Genomic DNA, 17,525 nt, shown 5'->3' on the forward strand with positions numbered 1-17,525 from the left:
TCGTCAATATCTAGTAAGTCTACAACTTCTTCTTTCGCAACAAAACCTTCATCATCAACTTCAGAAATATCAATTTTAAAGATTTTCTTGAATTGAGCTGTATCTCCTTGACCTCCATCCCTTTCAATAACTAAAAATTCAGTTTCATTGATGGGAGTAAAATCACCAATGGCATGACCAGCAACATCTGTGGGGTAGAAACCGACTAGACCTTCAAAAGAGCTAGAGGCAGGATCGAATTCATATATCCGCAGAGCATTTTCTGGATCGCCTGCAACTGCACCCTCTAATAAAGGATAGAAAGTTTCGCGATCGGGACTGAACGCCATCCCCTCATAACCACGAGTACGAGGTAAGTTAGGTAGTTCAGTTTCTTGATCGACTACGATACGACCAGTTTCAGGGAAGTCAGTAAAGAAACCATCTACACCTAAATCAATTAACTGTCGGACCTCATCTTCAGGAGTTTGAGGAGTACCATCAGGATTAAGAGTTAGGAAGTTTTCTTCGTTGCGTAAGGTGTATGGGTGAACCTGTATTCCTGCATCGTGTGCCCAGTCTATCAGAGGTAATACTTCCCCAGTTAATTGAGTCCTAATTTGTGCGTTACCATCACCGTCCCCATCAACTGGTGGATCTATATTTTCTCGTAACAAGAAGCTATTTTTCCACGGTCCTAAACCTTCGGCATAAGTTTCTCCAATGAAACTAATAACTTCAGCATTTGCTAAGTCTCCGTAGTTAGTTTCAATGTCAAATTCAATTGGGAAGTTATCGTAGGTATCTGGTTCAGCGTTGGCGTTACCAGGAGTGAAGTTGTAGACAACGTCGTAGGGAACAGAAAACGCACCATCATCAACAAATGTTCCCTCAAAATCACCCGTAAGTTGTACTAAGGGAATGTCTATTTCTGCTGCTGGTAAGATTTCATTTTGCAATTCCAGCAGGTTTTCAATTTCAAATGACTGGATAAAGATGCGGTCAGGGTCAGTGAAGTCTTCGGCAACTAGAGTATCAGCTAAGATTTGAGAAGTATTGATATCGATGGGGGTAGTGCCATCCAGGAAAGTTCCTTCTTTGTCGAAAAAGGTAGGATGTTTGGTTTCTGGATATATACCAATTTCTTCTCCAGTCTCAGCTTCGACTTCGTTAACTAAGTCAATAATTTGTTCGAGTCTGGGAATTTGGAATTGGTCGTTAAATGCTGTGTTGTCTGGACGAGTGCCGGGAATGCGTTCGCGAGCTAACAAGTTATCACGAATTTCTTCCCAGGTAAAGTCTTCAGAAAACCAACCACCAATGAGGTCGCCATCAATTTCTTTAACAGTGAGGCGGTCGGCAAATTGAGGCAAGTCAGCAACGTTTGTTGTTTCTGACTCAACAATTGGGTTGCCATTAGCATCAAGAACAATGTTACCATCATCGTCAAGTTCAACTGTTGCTAGGGCATTTTCATGGCGAGCTATTAATACACCGTCACTGGTGGGTACGAGGTCTGGTTCGATAAATTCTGCACCTTGAGCGATCGCTAGTTCGTAAGCTTCTAGGGTATGTTCTGGACGTTCACCACTGGCACCCCGGTGTCCAATGACTAAAGGCGCTTCCCCACTCAGAGAGTCAAACTGAATATCTGGGTTTTGGGGAGAGCGAACTTCATCAGATGTTATTTGGTCAACTACAATTCGACCTGTTCCTGGGAAATCAGTGAAGAAACCATCTGCACCTATTTGTATTAATTGCCGGAACTCATCTTCAGGAGTTTGAGGAGTGCCATCAGGGTTGAGTGTTAGGAAATTTTCTTCGTTGCGTAAGGTGTAGGGGTGAACCTGTAAACCTGCATCGTGAGCATCTTCAATAAAGGAAGTAATTTCTCCTGTCAACTGAGACCTGATTTCTGCTACGCCATCTTCATTACCATCAACTGGAGGATCGATGGAGTCACGCAACAGAATGTTATTTTTCCAAGGTCCTGCACCTTCCGCGTATAAGTCACCAAGAACTTCTAAAAGCTCTGGACTGTCAAGGTCTGCATAAACTGTATCTTCAGAGAGAGGTTCATCTAGTGCATCTAAGAATTCTTGACCGTAGATAGCTGTTAAGTCGTTACCTTCAGCTACATTAAAGCGGATATCGTAGGGAAAGGAGAAACTGCTATTGGGGTTAGCTCCAGCAGTGGTATTGCCGTACAGTTGAACTAAGGGAATATCACCCACAACTGCATTGTCAAGTAATTCTTGTAGTTCGATTAAGTTGGCAAATTCAAAGGACTGAATAAAAATACGGTCAGGATCTGTGAAGTTTTCGGCAACTAGAGTCTCAGCTAAGATTTGAGAAGTATTGATATCGATGGGGGTAGTGCCATCAAGTAAAGTTCCTTCTTCGGCAAAAAAGGTAGGATGTTTGGTTTCTGGATATATACCAATTTCTTCTCCAGTCTCCGCTTCGACTTCGTTAACTAAGTCAATAATTTGTTCGAGTCTGGGAATTTGGAATTGGTCGTTAAATGCTGTGTTGTCTGGACGAGTGCCGGGAATGCGTTCGCGAGCTAACAAGTTATCACGAATTTCTTCCCAGGTAAAGTCTTCAGAAAACCAACCACCAATGAGGTCGCCATCAATTTCTTTAACAGTGAGGCGGTCGGCAAATTGAGGCAAGTCAGCAACGTTTGTTGTTTCTGACTCAACAATTGGGTTGCCATTAGCATCAAGAACAATGTTACCATCATCGTCAAGTTCAACTGTTGCTAGGGCATTTTCATGGCGAGCTATTAATACACCGTCACTGGTGGGTACGAGGTCTGGTTCGATAAATTCTGCACCTTGAGCGATCGCTAGTTCGTAAGCTTCTAGGGTATGTTCTGGACGTTCGCCACTTGCACCCCGGTGTCCTATAACCAGAGGAACTTGACCGTTGAGGGTATCGAACTGGAATTCTGGGTTGGGTGTAGCGATAGGAGCTTCTAGTAAAGTTCCAGTACTATCGAAGTGTAAGATATAAGGCCCAAATTCCTCTCCAATCCAAATATCTCCATTATTATCGATAACAAAAGACTCTATATCAAAGTCTGCTCCGGTTAAGAGGCGATCGCTTGTATCTTCATTAACAATATCAAAGGGTATAAGATTATCAGGATCGGCAAGTTGGACAAATGCTTGAACGTCAACGCTAGCATCGCCATCTTCTGCTCCAGCAAAGTCGGGGTCAACTTGATATAGTCTGAGTAAATAATCTGCACTATTTCCTTGAGAACCGAAACCATTGTCAGAGAGAAACCAATAACTGCTGCCATCTTCGCTACCGGGAGCAAATTGAACGCCACTAAAACCTTGGACTGGTTGACTATCAAATGGTGTTTCTCGATTATTTGTATTAATGAAGTTTCCTGATGGGGGACCGTCTGCAAATGTATCTGCTGGTAATACAGCAAAGCCTTTTAATTCTGCCATTTGATTCTCCTCTCACCTTAAAATTGATGTTTTAGATTGATTTTCTATTTGGAAACTTGGTAAAAAAAAAGTTTCATCTAAGGCATAAAAATAAAGTTCAAATAATATGCCTTGTAGTTGATTTTTAGGAATCAATCTAAATCCAAATTTTTGAACAAGCTAAAATGTCTATTTGACTTTTTAAGCTTCGATCTATAAATCAATTGGAAATTTTTACTAATTCCCAGCACATTTTATTGGGTGAACATTAAATCAATATTTCCAGGAGGTTAAGAAAAGATTTTTTTCGGTTAAAGAAATAGTTAAGTTACAGAAAATAGGAAATACTTTATCTATATTTTTTAAGCTACAAAAAGAAAACAGGACTTAAACAAAAGGGTTAATTATACACCATTTTTAGGAGATTAACGGCCGTTAACTAGGGCTTGCTGATTAAATATCAAAGCATTGACTGATATTGGTTTGAAGTATTTTAGGTACTGAAAAAGTAGCAGCTTTTCGATTGATGAAGGGAAAAAAGTGATAATTTTGGGGTAATGATGAGAGAAAAACTCAGGGGCAATGATGAATAACTACCTCTTCTACAACTCCTCTAAATCCTAACTCTTAACTACTGCCTACTCCCTACCCTAACAAAAAGACTTTATGAGCGCAAACCCTAACTATATGTGGTGGTTATGCCTCAGTCTTGAAAAAGTTTAGTATAGGTACTTCAGAAAAATTAATTGTGTATAGAAGAATAAAGAAGGAAAAATTTCGTTGTCTGAGTTTTAAGCTTTTAATCTGTCCGCACCTTTTCTTTTGAATACGATATTAACTTCTCTATCTAAGTGTTTACAGAGGTAGTTGTATAAAGATTTTTTTGTACTACTACTAAACTTAAGTTATAAGTAAGCATTCAGCAGTCAGCTATTACTTTTAGTTTAGGATATAAAGCTTGATTAATTGTCTTATAGCAGTCGAAGGAAAGGTGTTTGACAGTTCAAAAGTTTAAAACTCAGACAACGTAAGACTTTTCCTTCTTCCTTCTTTCTTCTTCCTTCTTTCTTCTGCTATACTACAAAAGTTGCTTCCTTTGCTCTCAAAGTCAGTTGTTAATTTAAACACTGTCCTATATGAGAGAATCTTGTTGCTGAAGTCCGCAGTTCCGACCTAGGAGGCTAGCTGACAGCTAATAGCTGTTTGCGCAGCATTCCGCAGGAAATGCTTACAGTTATAAAAATTAAGTTAGTCGCTTAACATCAAAATTTTTTTGCTAATCTTCATGGAAATACTAAATAATTTTGGTGATCTGAAAAATGGCTAACTTGATAAATATTGGTTTTTTGTAAATCAATAAAAATTATTATTTTAGGTTAATTTATATCAACCTACTACCTACTTAGAGAAATTTTTTAATGTCTGACTATAGAAATTTTCACCTCATCTATCAGTCTGATTTTTTCTATCTTGAAAAACATAGAGATAACTTAACTTTTACTGAAAAATTGTGGTCTAAAATCTCGCCATCTCTAAATAGACCAAGAGAAAATAGCATATTCCTTATGTCAAGACTCTTTATTGCAGAGGTACTGTTAGCAAAGCTCCTCCGTTAGGAGGCTAACTGATAACTGAAATGACCACTTCGGTTCTTAGCAATTGTCAGGAAAAGCATACCTTTATATTTTAACTTATTGCCATCAATGAGTAAGTATTAAAAGAAACAATTTTCAATCTAATATAGTATTTTTTTTTGATATATAAATCTAGATTGAGGTTTTTTATAAGAAAAAAAGAATACTGTTTGAGTACCTTATATCCTTGTGTTTGCTACTATTTAATGCTGTTTTCCTTCCTTTATTATCATTTCTCTTATGGGTTTAATACCTCACTGTCTACACAGTGTTCAAAATTGTTTGGGGTAAGAATCCATAAGTAATTTTCCCTTCTGCCTTCTGCCTTCTTCAATCCCTACATACCTTTTTCATAGAACTTAGTCTCCATATCCCAGATAAAAACGCTATATTTGAAATTATTAGTAAATACATTTTTGTATAGGAATATGGAAATATTTATTGCTAGAATAAAATTAGATTATTATAAACCCTATTTTTTTTTTTACGCAGCACCAAAAAAAATCCGTACTAAAGAAAATCTCTAAACCCCTATGCTTAACTCACAGCGCTACAGAATTTATAGCACTACATAAATTTCATCTATTTCCTATTCCCCACTCCCTACTCCCTTTTCACTCAAATTTATTGTCAAACCCCAAAGAACGTACTGCTATATCTATCATAATTTTCTTATTCCCTGCTTGTTCTCTTGATGCACTGGTACTTTATAACCTCTTACAAAGGAGCTAACGTGGTTCGCCGATACTAGGTAGTACCACTATTCCATATTCCCTTCTTATAGCGGTTTTCAAATAGATAGACTACAGTGGCCAAAATATTCTCCTACTGCCTACTGCCTACTTCCTACTCCCTAACTCAAAAGAATTGTGTCGTCTACTTAAATGAATTGCTATGAAAATAGAGAAAAAACGTAAATCTTTGAAAGAGCAAATTTACTATATTTTTGAATATTCAGACCATAAAAATCTTTTAAGTTTGCTAGATGATTTGCTGATTACTATTCTAACAAGTATTAGTGTCGGTGCGTTTATTTTAGAAACTTCTCCCAGCTTTTCAGATGTTTATTCTCAAGATTTAAAATTAGTCGAAATAATGATAACAGGATTGTTTACTTTAGAATATTTTCTCAGAATATGGGTATGTACAATTAATCCTAAATATCGTCATCCCATTAGTGGTAGACTAAAATATATAATTACCCCCTTATCTGTAATAGATCTTATAGCTATTTTGCCGTTTTATTTGCAAGTATTATTTCCCGGTTTAGAATTTATAAAATTTACGTTATTACTGCGTTTATTTCGCTTATTCAAAATTAGTAGATATTCTGAGTCACTGCGGACTATTATTAAAGTTATAGTTCTCAAAAAAGAGGAATTAATAGCTACATTACTGGTAGTAATTTTTGTGTTGGTCTTTGTTTCAAGTCTCATGTTTTTTGCAGAACATGAAGCACAACCAGAAAAATTTTCTAGTATTTTAGAAACTATGTGGTGGGGAGTAGTAACTTTAACAACTGTGGGTTATGGAGATGTTTATCCTACGACTAATGTAGGCAAATTATTAAGTGCTGCTGTAGCATTTTTAGGTATAGGAATTTTTGGTCTACCAGCAGGTATAATTGCGTCTGGTTTTGCTGAAGAAGTTCAAAAAAGAAGGGGGAAAAAAATAGTTCATCCAGTAGGAAAAGATATTAAAATAACTGCAGAAACTACATTCCCCTTACACTCAGATGTCAGACATCATATACACCCAGACTTTAGACATCATCATACAAAACAAGAGCAAAAACAGGCGATCACTGACTATATTGAGGAATCATCTGAGATTATGAAACTTTGCATAGAGACAGCAAAGAAAAAATACGGAAATTATTTTCAAAATGAGGAAATTATTAAAGATTTTGCCATGGTTCTTTATCAGGAAACAATACACAAATTTCATCGTTAAAAGTTAGGAAAGAGATGGGGAGTAGAGGAGTAGGGGAGTAGGAAATAAACCAAAATATGCCCTCTTTCTTTTATAGCAGTTTTCATTCCTCCTCGCTCGTTCCCATTTCTCCTTTCTCCTAACCCTACTAAAAGACTTTTGAGCGCAAATCCTAATTATTAATTATTAATTATTAATTATATAAGACCTTCTTAATAATCAATGGGTAAACCGTAGTATTCAAGAGTTGAACTATCTTGAATAATATTTTGAGTAGAAGTATCTACTTGAATTTGACCAGATTGCAAAATCAAAGCACGTTGAGTTATTTTAGCAACCCAGTTTAAATCATGGGAAGCAATTAATATAATTTTAACTGGTAATTTTAAGATAATTTTAGCTAAATTTTTTCGCCATAAAGGATCTAGACCATTAGTGGGTTCATCTAATATTAAAATTTCTGGTTTTAATGCTAAAACAGCGGCTAAAGCAGCCAATTTTTTTTGACCTCCTGAAAGTTCATAAACAGATCGATCTGCATACTTTTCTAAACCAAATTTTACTAACAAGTTATGAGCAGTTTCTGTAGCATTTTCTGGAGATAAACCATAATTAAGCGGACCAAAAGTTATATCCTCTAAAATTGTAGGCATAAACAGTTGGTCATCAGGATTCTGGAAACAAAAACCTATTTGACGACGTACTTGAGATAAAGTTTTTTCTTCTAGGAGAATTCCTTGAATCCAGATTTCACCAGATACAGGTTTTTTTAAGCCTACCAAAGTTTCCATAAAAGTGCTTTTTCCTGTACCTGTAGGTCCTAACAAAGCGACTCTTTCTCCAGGCTTAATTGTTAATGAAATACTCCGTAAAATAGGTTCATTTTGTGGATATTCAAATAATAAATCCTTAACATAGACTCCAGCTGGTGGGTAATCGTCTTGCATTTGATCTATGACTAATTATTAACAGTAAAAAAATATATTTCTGCCATAACAAAACTAGCAGCAATTATCAGAGATAAGAATAGATATATTGAGTCATAACTAGATTTAAGATTATTTCTAGAACTAGAATCTATTCTATTATTTTTATTATGTAACACATTGCCATAACCGCGCAACAACATTGCCTGATAAACTCGTTCTGCTTGTTGATAACTTCGCACTAAAAGACTACCTGCAAGAGCAGCATAAACTGATAAATTTCTCCAACTAATTTTGCTGGCTTGAAAACCTCTTAATCTAGTAGCTTTCAGCATCAGACTAAGTTGATTAGATATTTCAAAAACATAACGATAAGATAACAACAGTATATCGGTAAGAATGGGGGAAATTCCTAACTGTCTCATTCCTTTGATTGTTGTTAAAAACGAACTTGTGCCGAATAAAATTAAACAAGTAGTCATAATGGCAAAAAAACGACTAACAATTAATATAACTGCCAGGCATCCTTCTTGACGAATTGTCAAAAATCCGTATTGCCAAATAATTGTTTGACCAGATAAAAAAGGTAATAATACGATTACTCCTAATAAAAAAAATCCTGGATAACGTAATCGACTAACTAAAAATGATAAAGGTAATTTGGAAACTCCATAAAGCATCATAGTTACTAAAAGCATTAATGGAATTAAATACCAAGTATTAACAGTAGCAAAAGCAAACATTAATGCCATTAACGCAATAAATTTATATCTCACATCCCACTGATGTATTGGAGAGTTTAAATTGGCATATTCATCTAGGGCGAACTTCATTAGACATCTCCAGAAAAGAGGGAACAGGGAACAGGGAACAGGGAACAGGGAAGAATAATTGATAATTTATGGATAAGAATTGATTTTATTTTTGATTTTTGGAGATGTATATTACTATAGTAAATATTAGGTAGTAAATTTTCCACAATCAATTTACAGCGTTTTCCGTTGTTATGAGGTACAAAATTTTAGGTTTGAGGGAACACCGGAGCTGGGAACAGGGAACAGAAAAGAATAAAAATAACTGTATCTCATAGCTTCGGAAACTTCTATATTAATTCTCTCCTATCCGTTTTAAGGAGATGATTAGCATAATTGTTATTTATTTATATTTTGAATAAGAGGCTTTAAATATTAATTATTGGTGATTTTTTAAAAGTTAAAAGTTTTCCTCAGTTATACCAAACACGATCAATGTTTGCTGCAAATACCCACGGTTGTTTCTAGTAGTCACTAGGGGTGAAAAAAGGAAAAATTTGTAGTGAAAATTTTGAATAAATATTTGGTTAGTCAAAATTGATCTGAAGGATAACCTATGCAATTTTCTCCCTATTTTTCATCACAATATTCCTTGATAAGGGTTTTATATAGAATCCGGTTATATAATATATATTGATAATTCTATAATTAGGAATTGCTGATTAAATATCAAAGCATTAACTGATATTGGTTGTAGCATTTTTTTGTCTAAAAAAGTGTCATTTTTTTAGTGAAAAGAGCTGCATAAAGCTAGTTTTTTGGGATGATTATGGCAGAATAATCTTGGGACAATTTCTCCGACTACCTCCTCTATAATTCCCCTAATTCCTGACTTCTGACTCCTTACTCCTACCCCTACCATTAATACATACTCTATTCAGCAAACCCCAATTACTTCAATATTTAATCTTCCCTATTCCCCTACTCCATAACTTTATTATAGATTTATGACAACAGTTCTAAGAAGGTAAAAGCTCTGGCATAACTCGACGCAAAAAACTGATAATCATTGCAGTCAAAATACCTTCTATTCCCATCAAAGGAATATGAGAAATCATTAATCCATAAATTACTCTCTGCTCTAAAGAGCTGTCAAACCCAGAAGGTACATTTGTAATAATTATCGTAAAAAATATTAAACTAGAAACTCCAATAGCACTAGCTCCAGCAATAAATCCAAAAATACTCATAGATAAATTTTCCTTAATTCCATTTCCTAAAACATGACGTAGCTGAAATATTTGATAAGCCAAAAGGGCAGGTATTCCCATAATTAAAGCATTAATTCCTAAAGTAGTTAAACCACCATGCCCAAACATTATTGCTTGAAAAAAGAGACCAACTAGTATAGATGGAAAAGCATAATAACCCAACACAGTTCCTAACAAACCATTTAATACTAAATGAACGCTAGCTGGTGGAACAGGAATATGAATACTAGAAGCCACAAAAAAAGCTGCTGTTAATAAAGAAGCTTTAGGAATGCTAGCTTGAGGATTTGGTAAACGATTAATTTGGCGTAGAGAATACCAGGTAATTAAAGAAGTAAGCCCATAGCCACTAATACAGAGTTGCGCAGGCAAAATGCCTTCTGAAATGTGCATTATTGAAGAGTTAAAATTATCCCGACAAAGGTGAAATATTGAGTAAGCATTTCCTCCGGAATGCTACGCAAACAGCAGTCAGCTATCAGCTATTAATTTATTATCCTAGAAGGATAATTCAGAATTACGTTTGCGTAGAATTTTGCACCGAAAGAAAAAGGTAACAAGCTAACTTTAGTAAGTTTTTATTGTCAAAAGCAGTTTGCACAGCATTCCACAGGAAATACTTACAATATTGAAAGAAGATTACCACATTATTCTAATGTTCTTCTTGTGGTCTATCTTGAGTTTTAAATCGCCAAAAAAATAAAGCAGTTCCCACAAAACCCCACATAGTACAACCGATCATTAATCCTTTTTGTAGAGGGTTATAATCGTTAGAAGTATGGGCTAAATACTGATTATCATTACTAACATTATGATTATGATAATTGTTATATTTTTCTACTTGAAAAGGAATACTAACCAGCCCACCATGACCAGCTTGACGCACCTTGACTTCCCAAGTTCCAGACTGAGAAGGATCGGGGGAAAAAATAAAATTTCCTTGCTCATCAGTTGTACCTTTTAACCAAATTTTACTTGGATCGATAGGAGCATAAACTGTGACCGAAGCATTAGGTAAAGGAGTACCAGTATCGTAAGTAGCATTAATCTCAATTGCCTGAGTAATTTGATGTTGAATTTTCACTCCATGAGCTATGGCTTTTCCCTGTAAATTTACTGAAGATAAAAATATTAAAGGAATAACAAATTGCCATTTCATATCTTACCTCTGTATAACTTTGGCCTTAGCAATTTTGCCATTATTTACAATGAAATGAGATTTATTTTATAGAAATTCCCTAATTACTAAAATTACCCAATTTGATTTATCTTTTCTGTGGGGTATAAAACCCCCCACTGTTAATGAGGGAGCTTAAAATTTTTTGAGATTTGAATCTCGATGCAATTTTCCCTTCTGCCTTCTACCTTTTTCAATAGACTTCTGACAAAGCTAAAAGTCCAATAAATTACCAGATAAAAATTATCTTTGACTTCTTAATTTTGATTTAATTCCGATTCATGGCAATGGCCTTCACCTACATGACCCAAACTGGGTAAAATTGCCATTAATTTTTGGTAGTCAGCAGGGGAAAGTTTGCTTTTCAATGTACCCATATCTGCTTCAACTTTTCCTCCTTCAGCGATCGCTGCTAGAGGTACAAAACCTAATGCTCCTGTATTAATTTCGTCATCTGAGGCCACACCACCATCACCAAAAAGATGATCAAAATGGAATGTTGCTTCCAATTCTGCAGTATCTCCACCCTGGAGAATACCTTTGCGCTCATCTCCAATAAAATCTCCACAGGTAAATTCTAGCTCCTGGTCAACTTTTAGGGTGAAAGGTATAGTCTGACCATCTTTAGTTGCTGTACCATTCATTAATAAAGAGTAACCTTGAGCTGGGCCAGAAGCTGCTTTGAGCATTTTCCAAGAGAGGGCATTGTAGCGACCTGGAGGTGCAGATACCTCGCTTACCAAAATAGCTTCCGCAGTTTCATCCCCCTCTGCCAAGTCTACTGTTTGAGTTTGAGCAAGAATGACTTTTTCTTTTGCCTCTGGTTTTCCTCCCGTTTCAGCATTATAGGGTGGGTCTGTTTGGTAAGCAGTGACTTCGACTAAATTCGCATAGAGTTGGTCAAATGTCACTTTCCAACCATCTTTAGTAACGAAACCTTCCCTGACAAAGTCTTCTCCATTGGCACGAAGTTGGAGAGTGCCTGGAGTATTATCAGTTGTTTGAGTTTGCTCGGTCTCAGTTTCAGTTTCAGTTGTTTGGGTTTGACAACTACTCAGTAGAACACTAGGGATAACAAAGGCCAATGTTGACCATATTAATAGCTGTTTTCTCATCTTCATTACTTTTACAGTTGTACAGCTAGGATGTTGAAAGTAAGAAAATTTTAGCCATGGCATTTTGATTTACAGGAAATTATGGACATGAGTGACCATTTCTCTCAAAATCTATATTGCTTACTTTTTTGGCCTTCTTTTTATTACACATCTCTGTTATTTAGTAAAAACTTTTTTACAAAAATTAACAATCCCTGGGGAGGGCATTATAGCGCTACGTGCAAGTCAGAAGTAATCCCCGATCCCACATTCCGCTTGTAACATGAAAAATTAGTATAAAATCCGTAGCTTGCCTAAGTATTTATACTATATAAATTATCTTCATTTACTTCAATCAAGAGTCAAATTCTTATTCAAATATTCAGCATAAATACTTACTAAATAGTTGACTCCTATTGACCACTATGATTTTTTTTTCTAACTTTTGACTTTTGACCCACATTCCGCATTCAATTTGTAATATTAAAAGTAGTATACAATTTCTATTATTGGTAAATATTTATACTTTATAAATTACTTCTCAAAAGTTAAATTCTCAGTAAACTTTTAAGCATAAATACTCAATTTGTGCGTTATTATTTTCTCCTAAATTCTGTTTGCGGAGCATGACCTAGGAAATTCACCGATTCTGACTCCTAATTTTTTATACTACGTTTTGTCGTGCGGAATGTAGGTTTGACTTTTAAATAGCGCACCCATTCATTATTCACTTTTAGCCACCTCTGTCATTATTTATCTTTTAAAGATTTAAAATTGCTTTTAAATTTTGAGTTAATAACTATTACTATCAGAAATAAGATGATAGAATTATGACTTTAATAAAGATAAAATAAAAAAAACTAATATGTAAAAAATTGTCAATATTTTTGAGAGCCATTACAATATTTAACTGTCTTAGCATTAACCCAAAAACTTACTTAACTAATATGATGAATCACTTTCGTTTTCTATCCTTATCTGGAATCATTGCTAGCTTAATTGCTATGAGCTCCTGTGCAAATACAACTACTCCAAATGTAGATCCTAACCCTAGTCCTAATAGTTTAAATTCACCAGTATCTACTGCTCCTGAAAACATGGGCAAAATAGACATAAATGATGCTTCAGACTCAGACTTAAAAAAATTAGCAATCAAGTTAAACGTACCCGATCTACCAGAAAAAATCAAGGAAAATCGTCCTTACAAAGATATTAATGAACTGGCGGTCAAACAAGTCATCAGTCCTCAACAATTAGACTTTGTGAAGAATGATATAACTGTTGCAAAACCTACCCCACAACCAGAAAACAATTAATTTTAAAAAAGTTTTTTTTTAATTGTACTATTTACCCCTACTAATATATTACCTATTTAATTAGTAATAACTTAGTAGTAGGGGTTAAAAAACTTTTGTATTGAAATTATCTATAGATAAAATTAATATCTTTCATCCTTAAATAAAAGTTAAAATAATCTATTTTATAGATTAAATGTATATAATTCAGAAGTGACAATTAAGCTGAAAAAACTAAGACTTGAGACGCTAAAATGATAGAACTTAATACAGAAAAAGCAGTAGAGTTATTAAACTCTATTATGGAATTTGAACTAGCAGGTGTCGTGCGCTATACTCACTACTCCCTAATGGTGACAGGACCTAATCGCATACCAATTGTACAATTTTTTCAAGCCCAAGCAAATGAATCCTTACTTCATGCTCAACAAGCAGGAGAGATATTAACAGGCTTAGAAGGTCATCCCACATTAAGAGTAGCTCCAATTGAAGAAACAAATCAACATTCAGTACCCGATCTTTTAAGAGAAAGTCTTAACCATGAAGCTAAAGCTTTAGAACTATATAAAAGCTTCTTGGGAACTGTAGAAAACGCAAGTATCTATTTAGAAGAATATGCTCGCACCATGATTGGTCAAGAAGAGTTACATAATATGGAAATCAAAAAAATGTTGCGTGATTATAGTTGATTAATTTAACTTAGAGTAAATATCTAAATTGATCGTAGCAATCCGTCTAAAAAATGTGAATATCTGCCCATAAATTACATATTATTTAGGATTAGAGAAAGAGCAATCGGATTGCTTCATTTTTATCCAACACCAAAGAAAAAATATCAACTATTTTGAGAAAAATTTTTCGATCATTTACCAAAAATTCTCCTCTTTTTGACTGCTAAATATTTATTCATCTTCATTAGGTAGAGAAGGAAAAGATTTAATCCACTTTTGATTAATACTCCAATCCAAAACAAGGCCAGCCACAGCAAAAGCCACTACACTTTCTATTCCCAAGACCGTTAAAGGCCATAAATCAAGAAACGTATCCCCATAACTTAATCCCACATCAATTTCTCCCAAACCTCTGACACTGCCAAAGGCCACAACTGCTCCAGATTTTAGATGGGGGTTGCTATCCTGACGGATAATATAACGATAAGTCACGCCAAACAGAAATCCACTAATAAAAGCGATCGCGCCCTGAAACAAAACATTCCAACCTAGAGCAGTTATTTCTAAATCTGCTAATAACTCAAACTTTTGGGCCATAAATAGGCTGTTACCGAAGGCGATCGCCCCAGAGGTTAAAAATAGAGAGATACCAGCTATAGTTCCTGCTTTGAGAGATTCTATTCTTTCTGGGAAGGTAAAATTTGATGAGTATTTGACCATATATATATAGTGATTAGCATTTCCTACGGAATGTTGCGCAAACAGCTATCAGCCGTCAGTTTTTTTGTCTCACTTAATCTTATCTTGTTTTGAAGACGGCTTAAAATATTTAAATTTATACACAAATTGCGATAAACTTAATATTATTATTTTGTTTGATACTTTTGATAGTCAAAATACCCTAAATCAAATATGATAAGATTTGGAGTTTCGACTTAGTTAACAATTTGCGATACGGAGCGCGATATAATACCCTAGTTCTCACAGGCAAGTAGTAACCAGGGTAGACGCTTTGTATCTTCTGCACTAATCGCGGCTGAAACATTTCTGGCAGTCTATACTATTATAGAACCCCTAAGCGTATCTTTTATTGAAATAGAAAAGCTTTAGGAAAGCCATTTTCAGGAGCCTAACAACTATAAGGGTTCAAGAGACCAAAAAATCATGAAAAATGACTGCCAGAATCATAAAGCCCAGGTGGGTATTGAACTTGTAACTTCTTAAATAGACATAGGCGTAAAAATCAAAAATAAAATCAATTATCACACATAAATTATCAATTATTTCCCCTCCACGGTCGGGGTTAGGGGTGGGTTCCCTACTGCCTACTGCCTACAGTAAAGCTGCCTACTGCCTCTTTTCTGGAGATGTCTAATAGATACCAAATGGCTTCTATAGACATAGTACCTCTCCAGAAATCCCGCTCCCTACTAGGAACGACACAGTCAGGGTTTGAAGACTTTTTTAGTTATGTTGATTGACAAAGACTTAAATATAGGTATAGAGTTTCGACTTAGTTAACAATTTGCGATACGGAGCGCAATATAATACGCTAGTTATCACAGGCAAGTAGTAACGATGGTGACGCTTTGTATCTTCTGCACTAATCGCAGCTGAAACATTTCTGGCAGTCTATCTATATAGACATAGACCTCAGAAGAAATCCCGTTCCCTACTAGGAAGGGTTTAGTAAGGGTTTGAGGACTTTTTTAGTTATGTTAATTGACAAAGACTTAAATGTAAGTATAGAGTGTAGAGATGCGGTTGGCTTGACCGTCAATGCCTGTGGATGAGTAACCGCCGACGGTCTCAGTAGAAGCAGGAAGTAAACAGCCTCCTAGCAGAGGAGCTACGCTATCAAATTGTCACTTTATGTGACGCTTTGTATCAGGTTTATGAAGCAGTAAATGTTTACCTTTTTCTAAATGCGGTTATGGATATTTTATCATTAGGCTGGGTTTCACTTTTAGTTGTGTTCGGCTTCTCTATTTCAATGGTAGTTTGGGGTCGTAACGGTTTCTAGAAACTAAGCATCAGTTTTTATAAACCTAATTTTTTTTGATGCGATCGCACTAAATAGCTTTTCTGAGCAATACCAGAGATGGGGTGGGTTTGTTGCCTCTCCCCATCAACCTTGGAAAATCAGATTGTTTAAGCAATAATTATTTTATTTAAAGACTAAAACTTGACATACTCCCGACGCTCCCCTACGGGAGAGCGCGGGATTCTTCAGTCAGGGAAGCCCTGACCGCAGTTTTAACAGAAGTGATGCCCTCCTTCTGTGTTGATAGCAATCCTATTTTTTGTATTAGGAGTGCTGAGTTATAATCACGGTCTAATTCTTGACCACAATTACTACAAGAATGCCAGCGCTCAGATAAGCTTTTAGAAACTTTTCTCAAGCACTCCCAACAATATTGAGACGTACCTTTTGGGTCTACTTTGATAACTCGTTTACCCAGTTTCCAAGCCACATACTCTAAAACTTGGATGAATTGACCAAAAGCTGCATCTTGTAAAGACTTATTCAGCCCTGACTTTGCAGATTGGCCGTTTGGTAAGAACTGACCATTGTCACCTAATTTCGCTTTGCAACGTCGAAGTAAATTTGACAGCTGCAAATCTTCGCGCGAAAATCACACTAATATCTGAAAACAGATGGTAAGCCAGTTTGAATTGCCAGTCCAGTCGTTGTCTAGCTATAAGTTGGTGCAGTTTTGCTATTTTACCTTTGAGAATTTTCCAAGATTTTGAATGTTTCTGTTTTTTAGCCAATCTCACCTGTAGTTTAGACAAGCGATGCTCACAGAGCCTGAAAAATTTAGGAACTTCTATAAATTCTCCATCAGATGTAACAGCATAGTGCAACAATCCTAGATCGATACCTTTGGAGTTTTCTAAGGTGGGTTGAATTTCTACGACCTCTACAGGTACAGTCTTATCTTCTATAGTTAAGCTGATATAGTATCCATCAACTTCACGAATTACTGTTCCTGTCTTAACCTTGAATCCTTCTGGTATTGGGCGATTGTATACAAAAGGGACTAAACCTATCTTTGGCAGATTTAGACAAAAACGACCCTTAGCATTTTTGGCAAGATTTGCATTTGATAGTTGAGGATAACTAAAAGAATTATAGTAATGCCTGCCTTTTCATGTATGACCTAGAAGGCTTGTTACATCTGCTTTTTGGCAGTCTTTACTAGCCAACGAGTCGCACATAGCACCATCGAGAGTAGCCCGCGTGTTGAGCGCATAGCGTTTTCTGTTTATTATTAAGTTTGAGCTTTGTTTTAATGGATTTCATGTATGCGTATTGGCAGCCAGTCTAAATAGTATGCTTAAATA

14 protein-coding genes are annotated in these 17,525 nt (G+C 35.6%); 4 read left to right on the top strand and 10 right to left on the bottom strand.

All coding sequences use genetic code 11. The annotated features are described in order from the left end of the window. On the bottom strand, window positions 1–3,446 hold a 3,446-nt coding region (locus AC3DU7_RS00105), incomplete at its 3' end, for a glycerophosphodiester phosphodiesterase family protein (RefSeq protein WP_488037340.1). Between the two features lie 2,507 nt (window positions 3,447–5,953). Here AC3DU7_RS00105 and AC3DU7_RS00110 point away from each other — a divergent pair. Next, complete coding sequence (locus AC3DU7_RS00110) at window positions 5,954–7,012, top strand: ion transporter (protein ID WP_488037341.1); 1,059 nt, start codon at window positions 5,954–5,956, stop codon at window positions 7,010–7,012. Between the two features lie 191 nt (window positions 7,013–7,203). On the opposite strand, the gene AC3DU7_RS00115 is transcribed toward AC3DU7_RS00110, so the two are convergent. From AC3DU7_RS00115 to AC3DU7_RS00135, 5 genes are all read right to left on the bottom strand, one after another. Then, window positions 7,204–7,938, bottom strand: coding sequence for an energy-coupling factor ABC transporter ATP-binding protein (locus AC3DU7_RS00115; protein WP_488037342.1), 735 nt, complete (start codon window positions 7,936–7,938; stop codon window positions 7,204–7,206). An 11-nt stretch (window positions 7,939–7,949) separates the two neighbouring features. Next, window positions 7,950–8,750, bottom strand: a complete 801-nt coding sequence (gene cbiQ / locus AC3DU7_RS00120) for a cobalt ECF transporter T component CbiQ (RefSeq protein ID WP_488037343.1) — start codon at window positions 8,748–8,750, stop codon at window positions 7,950–7,952. Between the two features lie 938 nt (window positions 8,751–9,688). Continuing rightward, entirely contained in the window at window positions 9,689–10,333 is a 645-nt protein-coding gene (cbiM, locus tag AC3DU7_RS00125; protein WP_488037344.1) for a cobalt transporter CbiM, read from the bottom strand. Window positions 10,334–10,592: 259 nt separating this feature from the next. Then, a complete protein-coding gene (locus AC3DU7_RS00130) occupies window positions 10,593–11,099 on the bottom strand; it encodes a carboxypeptidase-like regulatory domain-containing protein (RefSeq protein WP_488037345.1) in 507 nt (168 codons plus the stop codon). A 275-nt stretch (window positions 11,100–11,374) separates the two neighbouring features. After that, window positions 11,375–12,295: a DUF4382 domain-containing protein gene (locus AC3DU7_RS00135; RefSeq protein WP_488037346.1), complete on the bottom strand. Its 921-nt coding sequence runs from the start codon at window positions 12,293–12,295 to the stop codon at window positions 11,375–11,377. An 863-nt stretch (window positions 12,296–13,158) separates the two neighbouring features. Here AC3DU7_RS00135 and AC3DU7_RS00140 point away from each other — a divergent pair. Both AC3DU7_RS00140 and AC3DU7_RS00145 read left to right on the top strand, forming a co-directional pair. Further along, window positions 13,159–13,527: a hypothetical protein gene (locus AC3DU7_RS00140; protein ID WP_488037347.1), complete on the top strand. Its 369-nt coding sequence runs from the start codon at window positions 13,159–13,161 to the stop codon at window positions 13,525–13,527. Window positions 13,528–13,760: 233 nt separating this feature from the next. Then, on the top strand, window positions 13,761–14,195 hold the full coding sequence (locus AC3DU7_RS00145) for a ferritin-like domain-containing protein (RefSeq protein WP_202225626.1): 435 nt from the start codon (window positions 13,761–13,763) through the stop codon (window positions 14,193–14,195). Window positions 14,196–14,408: 213 nt separating this feature from the next. On the opposite strand, the gene AC3DU7_RS00150 is transcribed toward AC3DU7_RS00145, so the two are convergent. Then, window positions 14,409–14,897, bottom strand: coding sequence for a hypothetical protein (locus AC3DU7_RS00150; RefSeq protein WP_488037348.1), 489 nt, complete (start codon window positions 14,895–14,897; stop codon window positions 14,409–14,411). Window positions 14,898–16,110: 1,213 nt separating this feature from the next. Between AC3DU7_RS00150 and petN the strand changes: the two genes are divergently transcribed. Continuing rightward, window positions 16,111–16,200 (top strand): cytochrome b6-f complex subunit PetN, encoded by a 90-nt coding sequence (gene petN, locus AC3DU7_RS00155; RefSeq protein ID WP_124144543.1) that lies wholly within the window; start codon window positions 16,111–16,113, stop codon window positions 16,198–16,200. Between the two features lie 184 nt (window positions 16,201–16,384). On the opposite strand, the gene AC3DU7_RS00160 is transcribed toward petN, so the two are convergent. From AC3DU7_RS00160 to AC3DU7_RS00170, 3 genes are all read right to left on the bottom strand, one after another. Next, window positions 16,385–16,798: a zinc ribbon domain-containing protein gene (locus AC3DU7_RS00160; protein WP_488037349.1), complete on the bottom strand. Its 414-nt coding sequence runs from the start codon at window positions 16,796–16,798 to the stop codon at window positions 16,385–16,387. Then, the gene (locus tag AC3DU7_RS00165) at window positions 16,752–17,240 is read right to left on the bottom strand and encodes an RNA-guided endonuclease InsQ/TnpB family protein (RefSeq protein ID WP_488037381.1); all 489 of its coding nucleotides are present in this window, start codon (window positions 17,238–17,240) and stop codon (window positions 16,752–16,754) included. Before AC3DU7_RS00165 ends, AC3DU7_RS00160 begins: the two co-directional genes overlap by 47 nt. 139 nt (window positions 17,241–17,379) lie before the next feature. Continuing rightward, the gene (locus AC3DU7_RS00170) at window positions 17,380–17,484 is read right to left on the bottom strand and encodes a helix-turn-helix domain-containing protein (RefSeq protein ID WP_488037350.1); all 105 of its coding nucleotides are present in this window, start codon (window positions 17,482–17,484) and stop codon (window positions 17,380–17,382) included. Window positions 17,485–17,525 lie beyond the last annotated feature (41 nt).

It is taken from the genome of Okeania sp. (assembly GCF_983059655.1).

What these genes read in the sequence shown, in the direction of transcription:
- AC3DU7_RS00135 (WP_488037346.1), bottom strand. Translation starts at nt 12,295, where the DNA reads ATGCCATGGCTAAAATTTTCTTACTTTCAACATCCTAGCTGTACAACT.
- AC3DU7_RS00130 (WP_488037345.1), bottom strand. Translation starts at nt 11,099, where the DNA reads ATGAAATGGCAATTTGTTATTCCTTTAATATTTTTATCTTCAGTAAAT.
- cbiM (WP_488037344.1), bottom strand. Translation starts at nt 10,333, where the DNA reads ATGCACATTTCAGAAGGCATTTTGCCTGCGCAACTCTGTATTAGTGGC.
- AC3DU7_RS00115 (WP_488037342.1), bottom strand. Translation starts at nt 7,938, where the DNA reads ATGCAAGACGATTACCCACCAGCTGGAGTCTATGTTAAGGATTTATTA.
- AC3DU7_RS00150 (WP_488037348.1), bottom strand. Translation starts at nt 14,897, where the DNA reads ATGGTCAAATACTCATCAAATTTTACCTTCCCAGAAAGAATAGAATCT.
- AC3DU7_RS00170 (WP_488037350.1), bottom strand. Translation starts at nt 17,484, where the DNA reads ATGAAATCCATTAAAACAAAGCTCAAACTTAATAATAAACAGAAAACG.
- AC3DU7_RS00140 (WP_488037347.1), top strand. Translation starts at nt 13,159, where the DNA reads ATGATGAATCACTTTCGTTTTCTATCCTTATCTGGAATCATTGCTAGC.
- AC3DU7_RS00145 (WP_202225626.1), top strand. Translation starts at nt 13,761, where the DNA reads ATGATAGAACTTAATACAGAAAAAGCAGTAGAGTTATTAAACTCTATT.
- petN (WP_124144543.1), top strand. Translation starts at nt 16,111, where the DNA reads ATGGATATTTTATCATTAGGCTGGGTTTCACTTTTAGTTGTGTTCGGC.
- AC3DU7_RS00110 (WP_488037341.1), top strand. Translation starts at nt 5,954, where the DNA reads ATGAAAATAGAGAAAAAACGTAAATCTTTGAAAGAGCAAATTTACTAT.
- cbiQ (WP_488037343.1), bottom strand. Translation starts at nt 8,750, where the DNA reads ATGAAGTTCGCCCTAGATGAATATGCCAATTTAAACTCTCCAATACAT.